General features: G+C 72.8%; 24 protein-coding genes and 1 pseudogene. 10 read left to right on the top strand and 15 right to left on the bottom strand.

Annotated elements, in window-relative coordinates; all coding sequences use genetic code 11:
* Positions 1-42 precede the first annotated feature (42 nt).
* On the bottom strand, positions 43-942 hold the full coding sequence (locus ACIBCA_RS28270; protein WP_396285833.1) for a LysR family transcriptional regulator: 900 nt from the start codon (positions 940-942) through the stop codon (positions 43-45).
* 135 nt (positions 943-1077) lie between these two features.
* Here ACIBCA_RS28270 and ACIBCA_RS28265 point away from each other — a divergent pair, with 135 nt between their 5' ends.
* A complete protein-coding gene (locus ACIBCA_RS28265; protein ID WP_396285832.1) occupies positions 1078-2082 on the top strand; it encodes an NADP-dependent oxidoreductase in 1005 nt (334 codons plus the stop codon).
* A 13-nt stretch (positions 2083-2095) separates the two neighbouring features.
* On the opposite strand, the gene ACIBCA_RS28260 is transcribed toward ACIBCA_RS28265, so the two are convergent.
* The 3 genes from ACIBCA_RS28260 to ACIBCA_RS28250 form a co-directional block, all read right to left on the bottom strand.
* Entirely contained in the window at positions 2096-2302 is a 207-nt protein-coding gene (locus ACIBCA_RS28260; RefSeq protein WP_396285831.1) for a hypothetical protein, read from the bottom strand.
* A 107-nt stretch (positions 2303-2409) separates the two neighbouring features.
* Positions 2410-2592, bottom strand: coding sequence for a DUF397 domain-containing protein (locus tag ACIBCA_RS28255; RefSeq protein WP_396285830.1), 183 nt, complete (start codon positions 2590-2592; stop codon positions 2410-2412).
* Between the two features lie 3 nt (positions 2593-2595).
* Positions 2596-3447 (bottom strand): helix-turn-helix domain-containing protein, encoded by an 852-nt coding sequence (locus ACIBCA_RS28250; protein ID WP_396285829.1) that lies wholly within the window; start codon positions 3445-3447, stop codon positions 2596-2598.
* 145 nt (positions 3448-3592) lie between these two features.
* On the opposite strand from ACIBCA_RS28250, the gene ACIBCA_RS28245 reads away from it, so the two are divergent.
* The gene (locus ACIBCA_RS28245; protein ID WP_396285828.1) at positions 3593-3958 is read left to right on the top strand and encodes an ATP-binding protein; all 366 of its coding nucleotides are present in this window, start codon (positions 3593-3595) and stop codon (positions 3956-3958) included.
* Positions 3955-4218 (top strand): hypothetical protein, encoded by a 264-nt coding sequence (locus tag ACIBCA_RS28240; RefSeq protein ID WP_396285827.1) that lies wholly within the window; start codon positions 3955-3957, stop codon positions 4216-4218. The genes ACIBCA_RS28245 and ACIBCA_RS28240 overlap by 4 nt, the downstream gene beginning before the upstream one ends.
* Here ACIBCA_RS28240 and ACIBCA_RS28235 read toward each other — a convergent pair.
* Entirely contained in the window at positions 4181-4951 is a 771-nt protein-coding gene (locus ACIBCA_RS28235; RefSeq protein WP_396285826.1) for a class I SAM-dependent methyltransferase, read from the bottom strand. The two genes, ACIBCA_RS28240 and ACIBCA_RS28235, sit on opposite strands and share 38 nt — an antisense overlap.
* A gap of 152 nt (positions 4952-5103) precedes the next feature.
* On the opposite strand from ACIBCA_RS28235, the gene ACIBCA_RS28230 reads away from it, so the two are divergent.
* Both ACIBCA_RS28230 and ACIBCA_RS28225 read left to right on the top strand, forming a co-directional pair.
* Positions 5104-5268: a hypothetical protein gene (locus tag ACIBCA_RS28230; protein WP_396285825.1), complete on the top strand. Its 165-nt coding sequence runs from the start codon at positions 5104-5106 to the stop codon at positions 5266-5268.
* Between the two features lie 322 nt (positions 5269-5590).
* A pseudogene (locus ACIBCA_RS28225) lies at positions 5591-5708 on the top strand.
* A 264-nt stretch (positions 5709-5972) separates the two neighbouring features.
* Here the strand turns inward: ACIBCA_RS28225 and ACIBCA_RS28220 are convergent.
* Positions 5973-6566, bottom strand: a complete 594-nt coding sequence (locus ACIBCA_RS28220; protein WP_396285824.1) for a prolyl oligopeptidase family serine peptidase — start codon at positions 6564-6566, stop codon at positions 5973-5975.
* A 111-nt stretch (positions 6567-6677) separates the two neighbouring features.
* Here ACIBCA_RS28220 and ACIBCA_RS28215 point away from each other — a divergent pair, with 111 nt between their 5' ends.
* Complete coding sequence (locus tag ACIBCA_RS28215) at positions 6678-7601, top strand: DUF6891 domain-containing protein (RefSeq protein ID WP_396285823.1); 924 nt, start codon at positions 6678-6680, stop codon at positions 7599-7601.
* Positions 7602-7718: 117 nt separating this feature from the next.
* On the opposite strand, the gene ACIBCA_RS28210 is transcribed toward ACIBCA_RS28215, so the two are convergent.
* Positions 7719-8132: a hypothetical protein gene (locus ACIBCA_RS28210; RefSeq protein WP_396285822.1), complete on the bottom strand. Its 414-nt coding sequence runs from the start codon at positions 8130-8132 to the stop codon at positions 7719-7721.
* 214 nt (positions 8133-8346) lie between these two features.
* On the opposite strand from ACIBCA_RS28210, the gene ACIBCA_RS28205 reads away from it, so the two are divergent.
* Positions 8347-9135 (top strand): SDR family NAD(P)-dependent oxidoreductase, encoded by a 789-nt coding sequence (locus ACIBCA_RS28205; RefSeq protein ID WP_396285821.1) that lies wholly within the window; start codon positions 8347-8349, stop codon positions 9133-9135.
* Here the strand turns inward: ACIBCA_RS28205 and ACIBCA_RS28200 are convergent.
* The 3 genes from ACIBCA_RS28200 to ACIBCA_RS28190 all read right to left on the bottom strand — a co-directional run bounded on the left by ACIBCA_RS28200 (position 9092) and on the right by ACIBCA_RS28190 (position 11884).
* Positions 9092-9844 (bottom strand): helix-turn-helix transcriptional regulator, encoded by a 753-nt coding sequence (locus tag ACIBCA_RS28200; protein WP_396285820.1) that lies wholly within the window; start codon positions 9842-9844, stop codon positions 9092-9094. The two genes, ACIBCA_RS28205 and ACIBCA_RS28200, sit on opposite strands and share 44 nt — an antisense overlap.
* Before the next feature lie 29 nt (positions 9845-9873).
* Positions 9874-10815, bottom strand: a complete 942-nt coding sequence (locus ACIBCA_RS28195; protein WP_396285819.1) for an alpha/beta hydrolase — start codon at positions 10813-10815, stop codon at positions 9874-9876.
* Positions 10816-10897: 82 nt separating this feature from the next.
* Complete coding sequence (locus tag ACIBCA_RS28190) at positions 10898-11884, bottom strand: zinc-binding alcohol dehydrogenase family protein (RefSeq protein ID WP_396285818.1); 987 nt, start codon at positions 11882-11884, stop codon at positions 10898-10900.
* 111 nt (positions 11885-11995) lie between these two features.
* Between ACIBCA_RS28190 and ACIBCA_RS28185 the strand changes: the two genes are divergently transcribed.
* A complete protein-coding gene (locus ACIBCA_RS28185; RefSeq protein ID WP_396285817.1) occupies positions 11996-12349 on the top strand; it encodes an ArsR/SmtB family transcription factor in 354 nt (117 codons plus the stop codon).
* Here the strand turns inward: ACIBCA_RS28185 and ACIBCA_RS28180 are convergent.
* From ACIBCA_RS28180 to ACIBCA_RS28165, 4 genes are all read right to left on the bottom strand, one after another.
* The gene (locus ACIBCA_RS28180; RefSeq protein WP_396285816.1) at positions 12339-13091 is read right to left on the bottom strand and encodes a hypothetical protein; all 753 of its coding nucleotides are present in this window, start codon (positions 13089-13091) and stop codon (positions 12339-12341) included. The genes ACIBCA_RS28185 and ACIBCA_RS28180 overlap by 11 nt on opposite strands.
* Positions 13088-13756: an RNA polymerase sigma factor gene (locus tag ACIBCA_RS28175; RefSeq protein ID WP_396285815.1), complete on the bottom strand. Its 669-nt coding sequence runs from the start codon at positions 13754-13756 to the stop codon at positions 13088-13090. The genes ACIBCA_RS28180 and ACIBCA_RS28175 overlap by 4 nt, the downstream gene beginning before the upstream one ends.
* Positions 13757-13847: 91 nt before the next feature.
* Entirely contained in the window at positions 13848-14432 is a 585-nt protein-coding gene (locus tag ACIBCA_RS28170) for a hypothetical protein (RefSeq protein WP_396285814.1), read from the bottom strand.
* 167 nt (positions 14433-14599) lie between these two features.
* Positions 14600-15367, bottom strand: coding sequence for a CDP-alcohol phosphatidyltransferase family protein (locus tag ACIBCA_RS28165; protein WP_396285813.1), 768 nt, complete (start codon positions 15365-15367; stop codon positions 14600-14602).
* A gap of 290 nt (positions 15368-15657) precedes the next feature.
* On the opposite strand from ACIBCA_RS28165, the gene ACIBCA_RS28160 reads away from it, so the two are divergent.
* Positions 15658-16203: an NUDIX hydrolase gene (locus ACIBCA_RS28160; RefSeq protein WP_396285812.1), complete on the top strand. Its 546-nt coding sequence runs from the start codon at positions 15658-15660 to the stop codon at positions 16201-16203.
* Positions 16204-16228: 25 nt separating this feature from the next.
* Positions 16229-16921, top strand: a complete 693-nt coding sequence (locus ACIBCA_RS28155) for an HAD family hydrolase (protein ID WP_396285811.1) — start codon at positions 16229-16231, stop codon at positions 16919-16921.
* Positions 16922-16940: 19 nt separating this feature from the next.
* Here ACIBCA_RS28155 and ACIBCA_RS28150 read toward each other — a convergent pair whose 3' ends face one another.
* Positions 16941-17630: a YidC/Oxa1 family membrane protein insertase gene (locus ACIBCA_RS28150; RefSeq protein WP_396285810.1), complete on the bottom strand. Its 690-nt coding sequence runs from the start codon at positions 17628-17630 to the stop codon at positions 16941-16943.
* Positions 17631-17636 lie beyond the last annotated feature (6 nt).

The raw sequence follows: 17636 nt of genomic DNA, 5'->3' as shown, positions 1-17636 counted from the left end.
GCCGACGGTGTCCGGCGTGTGCACCGGGTTATCGGGCGGGGACTATCGGGCGGGGGTGAGGCCCTCGGGCAGGGGCAGGTCGCGCAGTTCGCGGATCAGGGCCCGGACGGCGGGGGTCGGGGCCAGTTCGGGGGTGGTGACGTAGCCGACCAGGCGGCTGGGCGGGTCGGGCTCCAGGGGCGTGACGGCGAGCCCGGCCGGGGCGCCGAGCAGCGCGGTGGCGGGCATGATGGCCATCCCCAGCCCCTGGGCGACCATCGAGACGGCCACCGCGTCGTCCTCGACGTCCACCGTCGCGGGCGGGATCCAGTCCTGCCGCCGCCACCAACTCCTGGTGTAGGAGCCGCAGTTCTCCTCCCAGTCGACCAGCGGCAGCCGGCGCGGCTCCGCGTGCCCGTGCGGGTGCGCCAGCGCGTACGTCTCCTCGTACAGGCGGGCCGCCACCACGCCGTGGGGTGTCGAGGAGGCGTCCAGGGTGGCCAACCCCAGGTCGGCCCGCCCGTCCGCGACCTCCCCGGCGGCGCCGCGCCCCACCTCCCGTACGATCCGCACCCGCGCGCTGAGCCCCGGGTGCCGCTCGGCGAGCCGGGCGAGGACGGGTGGCAGCAGGTGCGCGGCGGCGCTGCGGAAGGCGACGATGCGGAGGGTGCCGGTCAGCGGCTCGTCCGGGTTCGTGCCCGCGCCCCGGACCTCCGCGTGCATCGCGGCCATCAGGCGCAGCAGCCGCCGGGCGTACGCCACCGCCCGTGCGCCCGCCTCGGTGGGCCGCGCGCCGTGGCGTCCGCGCTCGAACAACACCGCGCCGAGCTTGCGCTCGCAGCCGCGCACGGCGTGGGAGACGGCGGACTGGGTGGTGCCGAGGCGGGTGGCGGCTGCGGTGAAGGTGCCGGTCTCCTCGACCGCGACCAGGATGCGCAGCTCGTGCGGGGCGAGATCGGTCATGCGGGGGAGCTTACCGGCATCCATCGATTCTGCTCATGGAAGTGGCTCTTCCATCGACGTGGACCCCTGCCGGGGGCGGGGGCCGGGTTCCTACCGTGAGCACGGTCGTTCTCCTCCTCCTGTTCGGAGCAGCTCATGTCCCGCCCCACCGCCCACGCCGTCCACCTCGTCTCCCGCCCCGTCGGAGCGGCGACCGCCGAGAACTTCGCCTTCGTCGAGGAGACGGTCCCCGCGCTCGGAGCGGGCGAGGCGCTGGTCGAGAACCTCTACCAGTCCGTCGACCCGTACATGCGCGAGGAGATGGACGAGGGCGGCTGGGACCTCCACGCCCCGCTGGAGGGCCGCACCCTCGGCCGGGTGGTCGAGTCCCGCGCCGACGCCCTGCCGGTCGGCGCCCTGGTCTTCCACCGCCAGGCATGGCGCACCCACTCGGTGGTCACCGCCGAGCGGGCGTACCTGCTGCCCGACTTCGACGGCGTCCCGCTCAGCAACCACCTGTCCGTCCTGGGCGGCACGGGCCTGTCCGCCTGGGTCGGGCTGACCAGGATCGCCCGCCTCCAGGCCGGTGAGACGATCTTCATCTCGGCCGCCGCCGGCGGTGTCGGTACGGCGGCCGGGCAGCTCGCCCGCCTGCTCGGCGCGGGGCGGATCATCGGCAGCACGGGCTCGGCGGCGAAGGCCGCCCGGCTCGTCGACCACCTCGGCTTCGACGCCGCCTTCGACTACCACCACGCCCCGATCGCGGACCGTCTGCGTGAGGCTGCTCCGGACGGCCTGCACGTGTACCTCGACAACGTCGGCGGGGACCACCTGGAAGCCGCGATCGACGTCCTGCGCGACCACGGCCGCATCGCCTGGTGCGGCGCCGTCGCCCAGTACGACAACCTCCAGAACCCCCCGGCGGCGCCCCGCAACCTCTACGACGTGGTCGGCAAGAGCCTGCGGCTGGAAGGCTTCCTGGTGCGCGAGCACCTCGACGCCCGCCCCGAGCTCTACGACTTCCTGGTCCCGCACCTGCGCTCGGGCGCGGTCGTGGCTGATGAGACCGTCGTGGACGGCTTCGGCAACGTGGTGGAAGCGTTCCTCGGCATGCTCCGGGGTGCCAACACCGGAAAGATGATCGTCCGCCTGGGCGAGTGAGCCCGGGGGGCCTTTAGAGCAGCAGCCCGAGCACCACGCCGGCCGTGCCGCCGAGAGCGAGGAAGGCCCCGAGAATCCGCATGCCCCGCAGCGACATGTCGCTGTTGCGGTACTGGTAGTTGAACAGCTGCCACCACTTCGCCGCATTGCGAATGTCGAAGGCAATGGCGTACCCGATGAGAGCCAGCCCCGCCCCGGGAACGATCGCCTGGGAGTTCACGGCGTCATCCTAGGGCGGCGGTCGGCGGCCCGACAGGGGGTGGAAGCGGTCGAGGTTGCAGGGTCCTCGCCCCGCCGGGTTTCGACCCGGCGGGGCGAGGTGGTGTTTCAGAGGTCGAACTCCCCGGCCCGGATGGCGGAGACGAGGTCGCGCCACTCGTTGGGCGTGAGTTGAGCGATGGCATTCGGCAGGAGGCTGCTGCGGACGTAGACGGCGTCGGGGCCTATGGCTACCTCCGGGCAACTCGCACCATCCGGGCATGCCTCTGGGCGCTTCCACTGAGCTTCCATGGTTTAGATCTCTTTCTTTATGAGCCTGATGGCGTCCCGAGATTGACTCTCGGGCAGAGCGCGCTCGGTCATCTTGTCGATGATGTAGTGGTAGTTCTCCAGGTGTTTCTGCTCGTGCAGAAACGCCGGGCCTCCAACGGCGTCGAGTTGGATGGTGTCGAGACGCCTCACCGGACCATACGCATAGATGATGCCTTGGCCTGCTCCCATGAAGCCGCTGGTGCTGAAAGGGATGACCTGAAGCGTCACGTGCGGGAGTTCCGCGTACTCAAGCAGCCTGTCCAGCTGGCGCTTTGCGGCTTCGCGGCCGCCGAACAACATCCGCAGGGCAGCCTCGTGAACAATCGCCGAGTATGGTCTCGCCCCTTCCCGCATCAACAAGGCCGACCGCAATGACCGGTGTTCGACGCGTGCTTCGAGGAGGCGCGGCGGAAGGGGTGGATAGACATCCTTGAAGATCGCCCGGCCGTACTCCTCCGTCTGCATGGCGCCGGGCACGTGCGAGATCTGATAGGTGCGCACCCCTTGGGAGAAGAACTCCATCTCGGCGATGTTGAGGAACCCGACCGGAACGGAACCCCGAAAGTCCTCCCACCATCCTCTGTGGCGTTCCTCGGCCATTGATCCGAGGCCCTCCACGAAGGCGTGATCGCTCTCCTCGTACTCGTGGGCAAGGGTGCGCACGCGCTCGGCGCTGATCGGGTACTGCCCCTTCTCGATCTGCGTGATCTTCGTTCGGGCGATCCCGAACAGGGCGGCGGCTTCAGCGGTGGTGCGGCCGGCGCAGTCGCGCATCTTCCGCAGCTCGGTGCCTACTCGCTCCTGCCTGGCAGATGGGGTCGTTCGTGGTGGCATGCCCCAAGCATCCATCGCGATCCCTTGAAGGGTCTACCAATCCCTCGATCGGATGAAGGAGTGGGGTAGAAGTACCCCTGCATGTACCACCGGTGCCCTACAGTCAGTGACGCACCGATCACCGATCCCCTCCTGGGAGACCTCTGTGCGCAACCTCAACTCCCCCTCCCTCTCGCTCTCCCGCGACACCCTCCGCGAGGCCATGGCCCGCGAGGGCTGGTCCCGCTCCTCGACCTTCGACGCCGAACTGGCCCTGGTCGAACTCATCGTCAACGCCTGGCGGCACGCCGACACGACCTCCCCGGTCGTCGTCATCCTCTTCCGCGCCAACACCCTCCGCGTCAACGTCTCCGACCGCTCCTCTACCCTCCCCGAGCAGCGCCCCCACACCCCCCTCGCCGAATCCGGCCGGGGCCTCCAGCTCGTCGCGGCCCTCACCGACCGCTGGGGCGTGGACCCCCAGAAACTCGGCAAAACCATCTGGTTCGAGCTGGACGGAGTCGCCGCATGAACGCCCACCACCCCCTCCACCCCACCGATCCCGCGATCCTCTACCTCTCCCGCCGCGAGATCACCGAACTCATCGTCGAACTCCGCACCGAAGGGCGCGAGTTCGGCATCCTCTGGCCCTCCGCCGCCCCCGGCGAAGCCGACATCGCGGGCCAGCGCCTCATCTCGCTCGGCAACGTGCCCGCCAGCACCGTCATCAACCTCCTCGCCGTCCTGCGCGAGTTCAAGCGCGGTCGCGACGGCGGGCGAGGTGCACGGTGATCTCCCCATCCACCGCCACCCGCTCCGGCAGCACCTCCGCGATCCGCGCGAACACCTCCCGCCGCTGTTCCACCGGCAGCATCAGGTAGGCCGACACCGTCGACAGATGCCCGACGTACTCCTCGGCGCTGACCCCCAACCGCCGCTCGATCACGTGTTGTTGGACGTTCCCGAACCACTCCGACCGCTCCAGCTCCGTCCCCGGCCACTGCATCGCCTGGCCCACCGGACTCCCGTCCGGGGGCGGCACGTCATCGCTCGCCAGGAACGGCGCCCGCGCCACCCGCACCGCCTCCGCCACCTCCGGGTCGGCCAGCACGGTCGGCCCCCCGAACGAGGCGAACACCCCGCCCGGCTCCAGCAGCCCCGCGACCCGCTCCCACCGCCCGGCCGCCTCCGTCCAGTGCAGCGACGCCGCCGCGTAGACGAGCCCGAACTCCCGCTCCCCGACCCTCAGCTCCTCGAACGCGCCCTGCTCCACCCGCACACCCGCTGGCACGTTCTTCCGCAACTCCGCGAGCATCGCCGCATCGGGATCGGTCGCCGTGACCTCGACCCCGTGCGCGGCGAACAACCGGGTCGCCTTGCCCGTCCCGGCGCCGATCTCCAGCGCCGTCCGCACCGGCCGCCCCGCGTACTCCGCCACCAACACGAACAGTTCGTCCGGATACCCCGGCCGGAACCGTTCGTACGCCTCCGCCATCGCCCCGAAACTCCGCGCACGCTCCGTCATGCCCAGCATCCTGGCACGTCACGTACCCCAAGTCGTCAGCATTAGCGGCTCGTTGCCGAGGGCGCCCGAAGCCAGGCAGGATGGGCCCCAGTGACCGCTGGACCCGTCACAACCGAGGCCGGCCGCCGTCCGGCGACCGCAGGGGGTACGCGATGTTGAAAGTTCTCGGGTGGATCGTGCTCGCGCTGGGCTGGATCGGCCTCGCGGTCGTCAGCCGGGGCAAGATGTTCGCCTGGAAGCAGTGGACGAACGGCCAGCGCGTCGGCGCCCTGGTCTGCGCGGCGGTGATCGTGACGGGCTTCGCCCTCAAGGCATAGGCGTCTCCCGCGCTGCACAGGAAGTCGACTCGGTCGACTTCCTGTGCTCGGGGGGCCGTTGGTGGCGGGTGAGTGAGGGTAGGTTCGTAGCCGGCTTGGGCGCGGGCCGGGGCGGTGGGCACGTGGGAAGTCGGACGGGCCGACTTTTCGCGCAGCGGTCCATTGGGGGTGGGATTGGGCGCAGGGATGACATGCAGGGGCGGGCCGGGCAGCCGGAGCGTTCCAGCAGGGCCAGAGTGCCTGGGGGCCGGAAAGCGGTCGTGCAGCCGATGTGGCGGTCCGTAGGATCACGGGAGCGGGAGCGCGCAATCCCGCAGGATGCGGCCCGTGGCAGAGCGGCCAATTGCAATCGATGCACCGGAGGAACCCCGTGTATCGATCGGTGGGGAGGAGCGGTCCTGCTCCGAGCCTGCCCGTGGGTTCGAATCCCACCGGCCCCCGCATCCGTCCTCCTTGTTGTGGTCGGGGTGATGCCACCTCGTGAGGGCGTCGGCGCGGTCCTTGGCCGATGCTTTGCCGGGACCGGTCAGGCCATCCTGGGCCCTACGCGCTGGCCAGGGTGCTGTTGGAGTGCGAGGAGTGCATGTCCGGCCGCTGGGCGCCGCCGGGGGACGACAGTCAGGGGCCCGGCTTCCTCACGATCGACATGCTCACTCGGCCGGCGACCATGGCCGAGGTCGAGGCATGCGGCTGGGGGCACCTGATCAATCGCGCGACCACACGAATGTGACCTCCGGGAAGCGTGCCGACGCGGCATCCAGCAGTGGTGCCGGCCGGTCGCCGAGGAAGTGGTCGAAGAAGGCGCGGACGTAGGCGCGGGAGATCCCGGTGGTGCGCTCGGCGGCAATGCCGCCGAAGAGCTGTTGGTACAGCTCTGTCGAGGTGTTCTGGGCGAAGTGGCCCGGGCCTGCCACATGCGGCCAGTCGGTGAAGCTCAGGTGGCCGGAGTCGAGTTGCCGCAGTTGCCGTCCCCAGCCGTGTTGGTGTTCGCGCCAGTGCTGCCAGGTCTCGTGGTCGGCGAATGAGGTGAGCATCAGGAACGGCCGGTCCAGGCCCACCTCCGGGACGGGTGAACCGAAGAGGCCGCCGTCGAGGTGGAGCCCGGCCGCGAAGCGTTCGTCCTGGCGGACGGCTTCGGCGGCCGCCGCGCCGCCCATGGAGTGGCCGAGCACGCCGATCCGGTCCGGGTCGGCACGGCGGCGGCTGGTCAGCTCGTCCGCCACGAAGCGCAGGTCGGCGACACGTGCCCGAGTCCTGCGACAGCCAACAGCGAACGACGCCTGAGCGTCCTCATCCACCCTTGGGCTAAAAGGAATTGGCGATGATTCACCCTAGGTGCTTCGAGTGCGATCCGACCAGGGCGCGATCCCGCCACCCCCGCCGTCACAGGGGTGTGCCACAGTCTGCGCATGCTCGAGATCGTGGTGAAGACGGAGAACTGGGAGCGGCACGAGCGCGTGTCCGCCGAGGAGCTGGCCGGGCTGGTGCGGCGGATCGGCGAGGACGGGGACCGGTTCCTGATCCTCCAGCGGATTCCCGACCTGCCGGACGTCTTCGCGCAGGTCTGGCACAAGGCGGGCGGCGACTACGAGCTGGAGCACCGAGACGGTTCCGCCGACCGGCACTACCAGGTGATGGTGGACGGGCCCGAGGCCGTGATCGCGGCGCTGACCGGCTGGGCCCGTCGACAGGAGGGCTGGGAGGGCGGCCTGGACTGGTCGCTGCTGGACATGGGCCCCGCCCGCGAGGTGCCGCCGCTCGAGCTGGAGGCCGGTGAGCGCGAGGAGCTGGAGCGGCACGTGCGCGAGGTGCTGGCCGCCGGTTACGTCTCCCGCGAGCAGCTGGCCGAGACCGCCGAGGAGTACCTGGTCACCGAGGACCGCCGGCCCGTCTCGCCCGACCAGGCGCAGGCGCTGACCGACCGGCTGTGGCTGGAGCGGGTTGCGGAGCAGGCGTCCTGGCGGGGCGAGACCGACCCCGAGCGGCTGACCCGCGCGTTCGACGCACTCCAGGAGGCGGGCATCACGGCCCGCGAGAACTTCACCTGCTGCCGCAGCTGCGGTCAGGCCGAGATCGGTGCCGAGGCCGAGGACGAGGGTGGCACTCGCGGCTTCGTCTACTTCCACTCCCAGTGCACGGACTCCGCCGCGGCCGGGCACGGGCTGATGCTGCTCTACGGCGGCTTCGACGGCTCGTCCGAGACCACCGCCTCCGTCGGCCGCGAGGTCGTGGCGGCCATCGAGGCCGTGGGTCTGCGCACCGACTGGGACGGCGATCCCGGCAAGGCCGTCACCGTCGCACCCCTGGACTGGCGCCGCCGCTTGGTCGGCTAACACGTGACTACGGATGTAGTGCCACTACGTGAGTAGTGGCACTACATCCGTAGTCACGAGGCTCGCGCGCACAGGAAGTCGGCCCCGCCGACTTCCTGTGCGCGCACCCGCCGAGCGTCAGCGGAAGGCCGGGGCGTGTTCCCTCGCCCAGGCGCGGAAGTCCAGCGGCGCGCGCCCCAGCACCTGGCGCACGGTGTCCGTCACCTGTTCGGGCTCGCGGGTGAACGACTCCCACGCCCGCAGCCGGGCGTCGACGAACGCCGCGTTGCCCCAGGCCGTGGTCAGCTGCTCGCGGGCTACCTCCGGGTCCAGCTCCTCCCAGCGGACCTCGACGCCCGCCTCCTCGCCGATGATCCGCACCAGCTCGGCGTGCTCCAGCGACTCCGGGCCGGTGACGAGGTACTTCGCGCCGTCGTGCCCGTCCTCGACGAGCGCCCGCACCGCGACCTCGGCGATGTCGCGCTCGTGGACCAGCGAGCGGCGCGCCCGCCCGTACGGCGTGGCCTTCTTCGGCCAGCCCGGAGACCACATGTCGACCGACGCTGCCGGTCGCCCCCACCACAAGTATTCGTCGCATGGGCCACTCCAACACCGTGCGCCCGCGTTCTATTCTCCGCGGGGATCAGCGTCCGGTTCCGGCCGGGCGGCGGGGCGGCGGGGCGCGTTCGCCGACACCCTGTTGAAGGTTGAACGTCACGTCTGAATACCGCCGGAACCCCGAGCCGTTCCCGTCCAGGATCGAGTCATGTCCAAGACGGGAACGAGGAGTTCGGTGGAGATGGCGATGAACGGCGCGGCGGCGCTCGACGGCAAGGTGGCGCTGGTGACCGGCGGCAGCCGGGGGATCGGGGCGGCGGTCGCGCTGCGGCTGGCCGAGGACGGCGCGGACGTGGTGCTGACGTACCAGGGCTCGGCCGAGGCGGCCGGCGAGGTGGCCGCCAAGATCACGGCGATGGGCCGCACCGGCTGGGCCGTACGCGCCGACAGCGCGGACCCGGAGGCGGTGCGTGGGGTCGTGGCGGGGGTCGTCGAGAGGTTCGGACGGCTGGACGTCCTGGTGAACAACGCGGGGGTGGGCGCCGTCGGGCCGGTCGAGGAGGTGGAACCGGACGAGGTCGACCGGGTGCTGGAGGTGAACGTCCGCGCGCCCTACCTCTACGCCCAGGCGGCGGCGCAGCACCTGGCCGAGGGCGGGCGGATCGTGAGCATCGGCAGCTGCCTCGCCCAGCGCGTGCCGTTCCCCGGGGCCGTGCTCTACGCGACCAGCAAGGCCGCGCTGATCGGCTTCACCAAGGGCCTGGCCCGGGAGTTGGGGCCGCGCGGGGTCACCGTCAACCTGGTGCACCCGGGGCCGATCGACACCGACATGAACCCGGCCGACGGCGAGTCCGCCGACTTCCAGCGCTCGCTCACCGCGGTCGGCCGCTACGGCACGGCGGCGGAGGTCGCGGACGCCGTGTCGTACCTGGTCGGTGAGAGCGCCCGGTACGTCACGGGCGCGGAGCTGGCGGTCGACGGGGGTGTCGCGGCGTAGGCGTCAGAGAAGCCAGCGCCCCGGGCTGCTGCGCGCCCGCGGCCGCCGAGCCGTGCAGCAGGGCGGACAGCTCGTGGGGCGGCGCCTTCTCCCTGGTCGGGGTGGCCGCCGTGACGCGGTCGAGCCGGAAGCCCCGGCCGGCCCGGCGCGTGCGGCACCAGGCGATGAGGTACCACTTGCCGTCCGCCGTCAGCAGCCCGGCCGGTTCCACGGCGCGCTCGCTCTCCTGTCCGGACGCGTCGACGTAGGACAGCAGCAGCACCGTGCCCTCGGTGAGCGCCCGCTCCACGGCCGTCCGTACGGACTCCGCCGTCCGCGCGGGCAGGGCGACGATCCGGGTGGCGAGCTGCTGGGCGGCCGTGGAGGCGGGGCCGGTCATCGAGGCGGCGATCTTCTGGGACGCCGTACGGACCGCGCCCGCGTACGGCGCCGAGGCGTCGGCGGCGGCGAGCGCGGCGACCAGCGCCGACGCCTCCTCGGCGGTGAACCGGATCGGCGGGAGGGTCATCGCCGGGTCGATCGCCCAGCCCCCGCCCCGCCCGGTGACGGCGCGCACCGGCACGCCGGCCTCCATCAGCGCCTGGAGGTCGCGCTGGACGGTGCGCGTGCTCACCTCGAAGCGCGCGGCGAGCGCGGCGACCGTCAGCGGTCGCGGCGCCGCCGCGCGCAGCTCCTCCACCAGGGCGTAGAGGCGAGGCGTACGGATCATGCGGCCGAACCTACCGTCACACGCCGGGCCTACGCGGCGGCCAGGTACTCCCGTTCCCGCTGCTGCTCGCGGTCCGTGACCGTCAGTGGGAACAGGGTGAACCCGTGCATCGCCCCGGCGACGACGCCGAGTCGGACGTCCGCCCCCGCCGCCCGCCACCGCTGCGCGAGGAAGAGCGAGTCGTCCAGCAGCGGGTCCTCCGTGCCGACGACGATCCGCGCGGGCGGCAGCCCCGTCAGGTCGGCGTACAGCGGCGACAGCTCCGGGTCGCGCCGCTGCTCCGGGCCGGTCCCCGGCGTGAGCAGCTCGTAACTCCCGCGCAGCGTGTCGGTGTTGCTGAGCAGCGGCCGGGCTCCGAAGGAGCGCTGGCTGGGCGTCATCGACAGGTCGTAGGGGCCGAATAGCAGGTGGGCGGCCCGGAACGCGCTGGTGATGCCGTGCCGGTCCCGCAGGCGCAGCAGGGTCAGGACGCTCAGGTGGGCGCCGGCCGACTCGCCGCCGATCATGAGCCGCCGCGTGCCGAACTCGGCCTCGGCGTGCTCGACCAGCCAGCGGGCGGCGGCCTCGCAGTCGTCCGGTCCGGCGGGGAAGGGGTGTTCGGGCGCCAGGCGGTACTCCACGCTGACCACGGCCAGCCGCGCCTCGGCGGCGATCCGCCACAGCCGCTCGTCCTGCCCGTCGGCCGAGCCGAACGCCCACCCGCCCCCGTGGATGTGCAGGTACACGCCTTCGACCCGCCCGACCCCCTCCGGTGCGAACACCCGCACCTTCACCCCGCAGGGCAGCACCCGGTCCCGCCCCTGCGCCAGCCGCACCGGCGGCGCGTCCCCGGCCAGCCGGTTGCGCCGCAGGTGCGCCAGCGTCTCGGGGTCCAACGTCCGTCCGCGGGCGGGGCGTTCGGCGGCCGCGGACTCGAAGCGGGCGTTGAAGGCGAGGGTTTCGGCGAGGCAGTCCTCATCGGTGATCGTCATGAGTCGATGCTGACGGCCCCGCGCGACATCCCTATGTCACCCTTTTCCTGTGGCCTGCGTCACGCTGCGTCACGCGAGTCGCTCAACCGCCCACCCGGACCACGTACTTGCCGACGGCCCGGCGCTCCTGCATGGCGTCGTGGGCGGCGGGGACGGCGTCGAGGCCGGGCAGTTCGGTGACGGGGACGGTCAGGCCGCCCGTCGCGAGGAGGTCGAGGACGCGGCGGATGGCGCGGCCGAGGCGCTCGGGGGCGGTGGCGGCGAGGAAGCGGTGGCTGAAGCCGGTGACGGTGAGGTTGCCCGTCATCAGGCGGCCGAGCGGCGGGAGGGCGTCGAGGCTGCCGCCGCCCGCGTTGCCGAAGAGGACGATGCGGCCGCCGGGGGCGGAGACGTCGAGGTCGAGGTCCAGGGCCTCGGTGCCGAGCGGGTCGAGCACCAGGTCGACGCCCCGGCCGCCGGTCGCGGCGCGGACGGACTCGGCGAGGGCCTCGTCGCGGGCGAAGGCGTGCTGGTAGCCGGAGTCGGTGACGGCGGCGGCCTTCGAGGGGCGGCCGACCGTGCCGATCAGGGTGCCGCCGCCGAGCAGCGGCACCAGCTGGCCGATCGCCTGGCCGATGCCGCCGCCGGCGGAGTGCACCAGGACGGTGTCGCCGGGGGTGAAGCGGCCGGCGTCGCCGAGCAGCAGCATCGCGGTGGCGAGGCCGAGCGGGACGGCGGCGGCCTCGCGCAGCGAGAGCCCCTCCGGGGCGGGCACGGTGAGCGCCGCCTCGGCGAGGGCCGTCCCGGCGAGGCCGCCGCCGACCGGGGCGGCGACCACGCGGTCCCCGACGGCCAGGCCCGTGACGCCCTCGCCGAGCTCGCGGACCGTACCGGAGACCTCCTTGCCCGGCCGGTACGGCCATTCCTGGACGTAGCCGCCGTCGCCGCGCCGGGCCATCACGTCGACGAAGTTGAGCCCGGCGTAGGCCACGTCGATCGCGACCTCGCCGGGGCCCGGGCGCGGCGCCTCCACCTCCTGGATCTGCGAGTTCTCGCTCCCGCCGGGTGCGGTCATCACCAGTGCGCGCATGTCGGATCCCCCTCCGTTACGATGTTCTACGAACATCGAAGCTGATGTGCTGACATTGATAGCACCGCGCTTCGACGGTTGTCGAACATCGCAGATCAGAAGGGTCGTGACATGCCCCGAAGTACCCGCCGCCGACCAGCGCTCACCCACCCCGCGACGGAGGACATCGACCTCTTCGACGTCCTGCACGCCCTCTCCGACCCCACCCGGATGACCATCGTGAGCGTTCTGCGCGCCGAGGCCGAGCGCCCCTGCGGCACCTTCCCGGTGGACGTCGCGCCGTCCACCCTCAGCCACCACTTCAAGGTGCTGCGGGAGTCGGGGCTGATCATCCAGCGCGAGGAGGCCAACCGGCGGATCTCCGCGCTGCGCACCGTCGACCTGGAGCACCGCTTCCCCGGGCTGCTCGACAGCGTCCTCGCCGCGTACGTCCGAGGTGTGGAGGAGCGGGCGGTCACGGCGTAGGGAGCAGGCTCGCCAGCGGGTTGACGAACTCCCTGGACGGCATGCAGGCCGGCCCGGGGGACTTCATCAGCCCGGACTCCAGCTCGCGGAAGGAGTTCTCCGGGGAGCTCTTGGCCAGCGGCAGGTAGATGAACAGCTTCTCGCCGGTCGGGATCGCCTCCGGGCGGGCGGTGAGGATCATCCTGTCCTTCACCATCTCCATGTGCCAGCCGTCGTCGCTGTCGTGCGTGGCGATCTTCGGCCCCTTGGCCTTGCAGCCGGGCTCGCCGGCGTACACCCGGGCGCGGATGCCGAACTTGTCGAGGTCGCGCTGGAGTTGGTCGGTGTCCACCGGCTTGTCGTTCTCCAGGATGGTCAGACGGACGGTGTCCGTGGTGCTCTCCAGGGTGTACGCGACGGTGGTGACGCTGCCCAGGGTGCGGGGCCCGTCGTTCTGGCCGCCGGCCTCGCCGTTGCCGCCGTTGCCACCGTTGCCACCGTTGCCGCCCACGAGGATGACCCCGGCGACGGCCGCCGCCAGGGCGACGGGCAGGGCGATGCCCAGGGTGAAGCGACGGCGGGCGGGGCGGCGGGAGGGGGTCTCGGTGATGCTGTCCATCAGGTGTTCCTTGAGGAGGAGTCGGCGGCTTGCGGAGAGTTCCGGGGCGGCCGGGGCCGGCAGCAGCCGGGCCAGTTCCTCCCGTACGGCCAGGTCCTTTAGGGCGGTCGGGGCCTCGGACCGGCGGTCGGGGGTGGCGTTCATCGGATCGTCTCCTCGTTCGGCCGAACCGCGAGGGTGCGGTCACCTGTCACCTGTCCGCCGCCCCCGGCGCGTTGCACCGCCGCACCCAACGGCGGCCGCGACGCCCGTACGGACCGCACCCCGGCCAGCTCCTGCGCCGTCAGCTCCCGCAGCCGGGCGCGGGCGCGAGAGAGCCGCGAGCGGATCGTCCCCACCGGGCGGCCCAGCGCCTCGGCGACGGCCGCGTGGTCCAGGCCCTCCCACACGCACAGCGCGAACACCTCACGGTCGGCCGGGCGCAGCCGCTCCAACGCGGCCTTGGCGGCGGCCAGTTCCTCCGCGTCGGCGATCCGCGAGGCCAGCTCGCCGGCGAAGTCCGGCACCTCCTCGCGCGGCGGCAACGCGGCCATGGCCCGGTGGTGACGGCGCGCGGCCCGACGGGTGTTGCGGATGACGTTCCCGGCGATGCCCAGCAGCCACGGCAGCAGGCTCTCGCCCTCCGGGTCGACCCGGGAGCGCAGCCGCCACGCCTCCAGGAAGGTCAGCGAGACCACGTCCTCGGCGGCGCTCCGGTCCCCGGTCATCCGCAGGGCGTGCCGGTGCACCGCCCGGGCGTGATCCTCGAAGAGTGCCCCGAAGGCGGCGGCGTCCCCGGCGCGGATGCGCGCGCGTATCGATGTCTCCACACCCCGTCCTGTCCGCCCCCGCCCGGCCGTTGCCGTGACCTGCGTCACTGTACGGGGGTGGGCGCAGGGGGAGCGGACGGGCGGGCCCGGGTCAGGAGGGCCGGACGGCCGAGGCGGCGCGGTGGCGCCGGTGGTACGAGACGGTGACCGCGGCCAGCAGCGGCCCCCACAGCACCGAGGGCAGGTAGAGCAGCCCGACCAGCAGGTGCCCGGTCGGGGTCATGTACGGGTGCTCCACGCTCCACCAGGCGGCGAACGGCGTCCACATCACCACCAGCCCCGCGGCGCCCAGCGAGGCGGCCAGCACCACCGCCCGCGGGTTCACCGGGCGCCCGCCGAGGAACGGCACCCAGCGCGGCGGCACCGTGCCCCAGGGGCGGACCAGTCCGAGGGTGAGCAGCGCCAGCGCCTCCGTCAGCACGCTCAGGGTCAGCGGCCACACGGCGCCCCAGCCGGAGAAGCCCACCGCGTGGTAGCCGGCGTCGGAGTACCCGCCGTGCCAGCCCGCGACCAGCCCGAGCCGCCACAGGCCCGCCGGCAGCGCGGTGACGGCGGCCAGGTGCGCGGCGCGCACGGCCCACCGGGGCGCGGCCGGCACGGCGGCCGGGTCGAGCACCGGGGTGCGGGCCGGGGTGCGTGCCGGGGCGGTGGCGGTGAGGGGCCGGATCGTCGTCATGTCCCCACGTTCCCGCGCGGTCCGGGCCCGCCGCGTCCGCCCGTGGACGGGCTTCGGCGCGGGCCTTCCCCCGCGCGGGGGAGGGGCTCTCCGACCCCCGCGCACACCCGCCCGCTACGCACCGGCCGTACGCCCCGGTCGTACACCCCTGCCGTACGCCCCTGCCGTCAGCGCAGCCGCGAGGAGGACAGGATCGACGCCAGGTGCGCCACCACCATCCCCCAGGTGATCACCGTGATCCCGGCGAGCGTCCACCGGGTGGCGTCCAGGTTGTGCAGCCCGGCGTCCACCACGGCCGCCGCCAGCAGCACCAGCGAAGCCTCGATGCCGTTGGTCACCCGGTGGATCTTGAAGATCGAGGCGAGCCTGCGGGCCGTCGCGATGCCCTGCGAGCGCGGCTGCGTCGACTCCTCGTCCGCCGGGGCCTGCCCGCTGCGCGCCCGGGCCACGTCCACCAGGTCCGTCGACGCCTTGAGCAGCACCACGCCCAGCGCGGCCGCCAGGCCCGCCGACACCCACAGGTCCGAGCCGCCGCGCGCCGCCCGTACGCCCGCGCCGATCATCAGCGCGGCGTCCGCGAGGTAGGCGCCCAGCCGGTCCACGTACACCCCGGCCATGCTGAACTGGCGCTTCCAGCGCGCCACTTCGCCGTCCACGCAGTCGAACAGCAGGAACAGCTGGAACAGCACCGCCGCCAGCACCGCGCCCGTCAGGCCCGGGATCAGCAGCGCCGCGCCGCCGCCGACGCCGCACACCACCATCACCCAGGTCAGGGTGTTGGGCGACACCGAGGTGCGCACCAGCTGACGGGTGGTCCGCAGCGAGATCGCCCGCATGTACAGCCGGCCCGCCCAGTGCTCACCGTTGCGGCTCTGCAGCTTGGCCTGCGGCTGGCACACCTCGCGCAGCTCGGCGAGCGCCGGAGCAGCCACCATCACGAACTTCCCTCCACCTGTCCCCCGTACCGAAACGATCACCGCGATCACCGTGATCACCACAGAGGCTACGGCCTCCGGAAGCCCGCCCCGACCACCGCCCGACCACCGCCAGGCCGCCGTCCGGCCACCGGTCCGCGCCCCCCGTCCGCGCCGCCCGTACGTCCGGCATCCGGGTGAAAACCGCTGGGCCGCCGGTACGGCCCGAAGCTAGGCTGCGCGGGTTCGCCGGACCCCGACCATCCTGCCCGGTCGACGTGGCCGGCAGCGGAACGAGGAGCATCCCCATCGTGCAGAGCCCCCAGCTGGCCCGACTCCTGGACGACCACCGGCCGCAGGGCCCCGTCGAGACCGCCGACCACGCCAGGGCCCTGCCCCTGGTGGGCGCCCCCGACGCCTGGGACCGCGCCACCGCGCTCCACTTCACCGCCTCCGCGCTGATCCTCCACCCGCCGACCCGCCGCGTCCTGCTGCGCTGGCACGTGCGCCAGCAGGCGTGGCTGCAGGTCGGCGGCCACGGCGACCCGGGGGAGACCCTGCCGCTGGACATCGCCCTGCGCGAGGGCCGCGAGGAGACGGGCCTCACCGACCTCACCCCCTGGCCCGACGCCGCGCTCGCCCACCTCGTCGTGGTCCCGGTGCCCGCCAACGCCGTCGAACCCGCCCACGAGCACGTCGACCTGCGCTTCCTCCTCGCCACCGACACCCCCGAGCAGGCCCGCCCCGAGAACCCGGACGCCCCGCTGGAGTGGCTCACCCTCGACGAGGCGCGGCTGCGCACCACCGAGGAGAACCTCCGCGCGACCCTCGACCGGGCCGCCCGCACGCTCGCCTGACCCACCACGACGCCCAAGGACTCCGATGCACACCGACCAGATCCTCATCTTCGACGCCGACGACACCCTCTGGGAGAACAACGTCCTCTTCGAGCGCGTCACCGACGGCTTCCTGGACTGGGTCACCACCCCCGCCGAGCGCGAGCGCGTCACCGCCCTGCTCGACCGGATCGAGGCCGACAACTCCGCCGCCCACGGCTACGGCACCCCCGTCTTCCGCCAGAGCCTCGTCGACTGCCTGCGCCACCTGTACGGCGCCGACCGCGAGGTGACCGCCGCCGACGTGGCCCGCATCGACGACCTGCTCACCCCGCTCACCGCCCGCGGCGCGATCGAGCTGATGCCCGGCGTCGCCGACACCCTGGACGCGCTCGCCGGCCGGCACCACCTGCTGCTGCTCACCAAGGGCGACCAGGACGAGCAGCAGGCCAAGGTCGACGCCTCCACCATCGACCACCACTTCCGGGGCGTCCACATCGTCGCCGAGAAGTCCGTCGACACCTACCTGCAGCTCACCGCCGAGCTCGGCCTCGACCCCGACCGGACGTGGATGATCGGCAACTCGCCCAAGTCCGACATCGCCCCCGCCCGCAAGGCCGGGCTGCGCACCGTCTTCATCCCGCACGAGCGCACCTGGGTGCTCGAGCACGCCGAGCTCGGCCCGGAGGAGGTGACGCTGCAGCTCGGGGCGTTCCCCGAACTGCTGCGCCACTTCTGACCGTTACCCCCGTCGTGCGTCAGACGGCGAGAGCGGCCGCCGGCACCGGGACGCCCCGGTACAGCCACGCCCGCTCCGCCGTCGACCACACGCTCGTCGTCAGCAGGTACAGCGCCGCCGCCACCGGCACCAGCAGCGCGAACACCACCGACCCGAACGACAGGTACGGCAGCACCCGCGCCCCCGGCTGCGGCGTCTCCTGCGCCGCGGCCGCCCGTCGCGCCCGGCGGTAGTTGACGAACCCGACCGCCGCCAGCCCCACCTCCAGCGCCACGAACACCGCCACCTGCCCGGCACCGTGCGCACCCCCGACGTGCAGCCCCAGCGGAACGCCGAACAGGGTGTGGTCCAGCAGGTCGTTCGGCGTGGTGAACAGCCGGTACATCACCGAGAAGAACGGAATCTGCACCAGCATCGGCAGACACCCCGCCACCGGCGACACCTGCTCCTGCCGGTACAGCTCCGCCAGCGCCTCCCGCAGCCGCTCCGGGCGCTCCTTGTGCTCCTTCTGCAACTCCGCGACCTTCGGCGCCAGCCTCCCCCGCGCCTTCTCCCCGCGCGCCGCCGCCCGCGCCAGCGGATGCAGCGCCAGCCGTACGGCGACGGTGAACAGGACGATCGCGAGCGCGGTCGGCAGGACGTGGGCGAGCGCGGCGACGGCCGCATGCGCGACGGCGACGGCCGGGTCGAGAACAGCGAGAACGGACATGGTGAA

The sequence above is a fragment of the Kitasatospora sp. NPDC051170 genome (assembly GCF_044455705.1).
Classification (GTDB): Bacteria; Actinomycetota; Actinomycetes; order Streptomycetales; family Streptomycetaceae; genus Kitasatospora.
This window is presented reverse-complemented; position numbering and strand designations above follow the sequence as displayed.

What these genes read in the sequence shown, in the direction of transcription:
- ACIBCA_RS28270 (WP_396285833.1), bottom strand. Translation starts at nt 942, where the DNA reads ATGACCGATCTCGCCCCGCACGAGCTGCGCATCCTGGTCGCGGTCGAG.
- ACIBCA_RS28265 (WP_396285832.1), top strand. Translation starts at nt 1,078, where the DNA reads ATGTCCCGCCCCACCGCCCACGCCGTCCACCTCGTCTCCCGCCCCGTC.
- ACIBCA_RS28255 (WP_396285830.1), bottom strand. Translation starts at nt 2,592, where the DNA reads ATGGAAGCTCAGTGGAAGCGCCCAGAGGCATGCCCGGATGGTGCGAGT.
- ACIBCA_RS28250 (WP_396285829.1), bottom strand. Translation starts at nt 3,447, where the DNA reads ATGCCACCACGAACGACCCCATCTGCCAGGCAGGAGCGAGTAGGCACC.
- ACIBCA_RS28240 (WP_396285827.1), top strand. Translation starts at nt 3,955, where the DNA reads ATGAACGCCCACCACCCCCTCCACCCCACCGATCCCGCGATCCTCTAC.
- ACIBCA_RS28235 (WP_396285826.1), bottom strand. Translation starts at nt 4,951, where the DNA reads ATGACGGAGCGTGCGCGGAGTTTCGGGGCGATGGCGGAGGCGTACGAA.
- ACIBCA_RS28230 (WP_396285825.1), top strand. Translation starts at nt 5,104, where the DNA reads ATGTTGAAAGTTCTCGGGTGGATCGTGCTCGCGCTGGGCTGGATCGGC.
- ACIBCA_RS28215 (WP_396285823.1), top strand. Translation starts at nt 6,678, where the DNA reads ATGCTCGAGATCGTGGTGAAGACGGAGAACTGGGAGCGGCACGAGCGC.
- ACIBCA_RS28210 (WP_396285822.1), bottom strand. Translation starts at nt 8,132, where the DNA reads ATGTGGTCTCCGGGCTGGCCGAAGAAGGCCACGCCGTACGGGCGGGCG.
- ACIBCA_RS28205 (WP_396285821.1), top strand. Translation starts at nt 8,347, where the DNA reads ATGTCCAAGACGGGAACGAGGAGTTCGGTGGAGATGGCGATGAACGGC.
- ACIBCA_RS28200 (WP_396285820.1), bottom strand. Translation starts at nt 9,844, where the DNA reads ATGATCCGTACGCCTCGCCTCTACGCCCTGGTGGAGGAGCTGCGCGCG.
- ACIBCA_RS28195 (WP_396285819.1), bottom strand. Translation starts at nt 10,815, where the DNA reads ATGACGATCACCGATGAGGACTGCCTCGCCGAAACCCTCGCCTTCAAC.
- ACIBCA_RS28190 (WP_396285818.1), bottom strand. Translation starts at nt 11,884, where the DNA reads ATGCGCGCACTGGTGATGACCGCACCCGGCGGGAGCGAGAACTCGCAG.
- ACIBCA_RS28185 (WP_396285817.1), top strand. Translation starts at nt 11,996, where the DNA reads ATGCCCCGAAGTACCCGCCGCCGACCAGCGCTCACCCACCCCGCGACG.
- ACIBCA_RS28180 (WP_396285816.1), bottom strand. Translation starts at nt 13,091, where the DNA reads ATGAACGCCACCCCCGACCGCCGGTCCGAGGCCCCGACCGCCCTAAAG.
- ACIBCA_RS28170 (WP_396285814.1), bottom strand. Translation starts at nt 14,432, where the DNA reads ATGACGACGATCCGGCCCCTCACCGCCACCGCCCCGGCACGCACCCCG.
- ACIBCA_RS28165 (WP_396285813.1), bottom strand. Translation starts at nt 15,367, where the DNA reads ATGGTGGCTGCTCCGGCGCTCGCCGAGCTGCGCGAGGTGTGCCAGCCG.
- ACIBCA_RS28155 (WP_396285811.1), top strand. Translation starts at nt 16,229, where the DNA reads ATGCACACCGACCAGATCCTCATCTTCGACGCCGACGACACCCTCTGG.
- ACIBCA_RS28150 (WP_396285810.1), bottom strand. Translation starts at nt 17,630, where the DNA reads ATGTCCGTTCTCGCTGTTCTCGACCCGGCCGTCGCCGTCGCGCATGCG.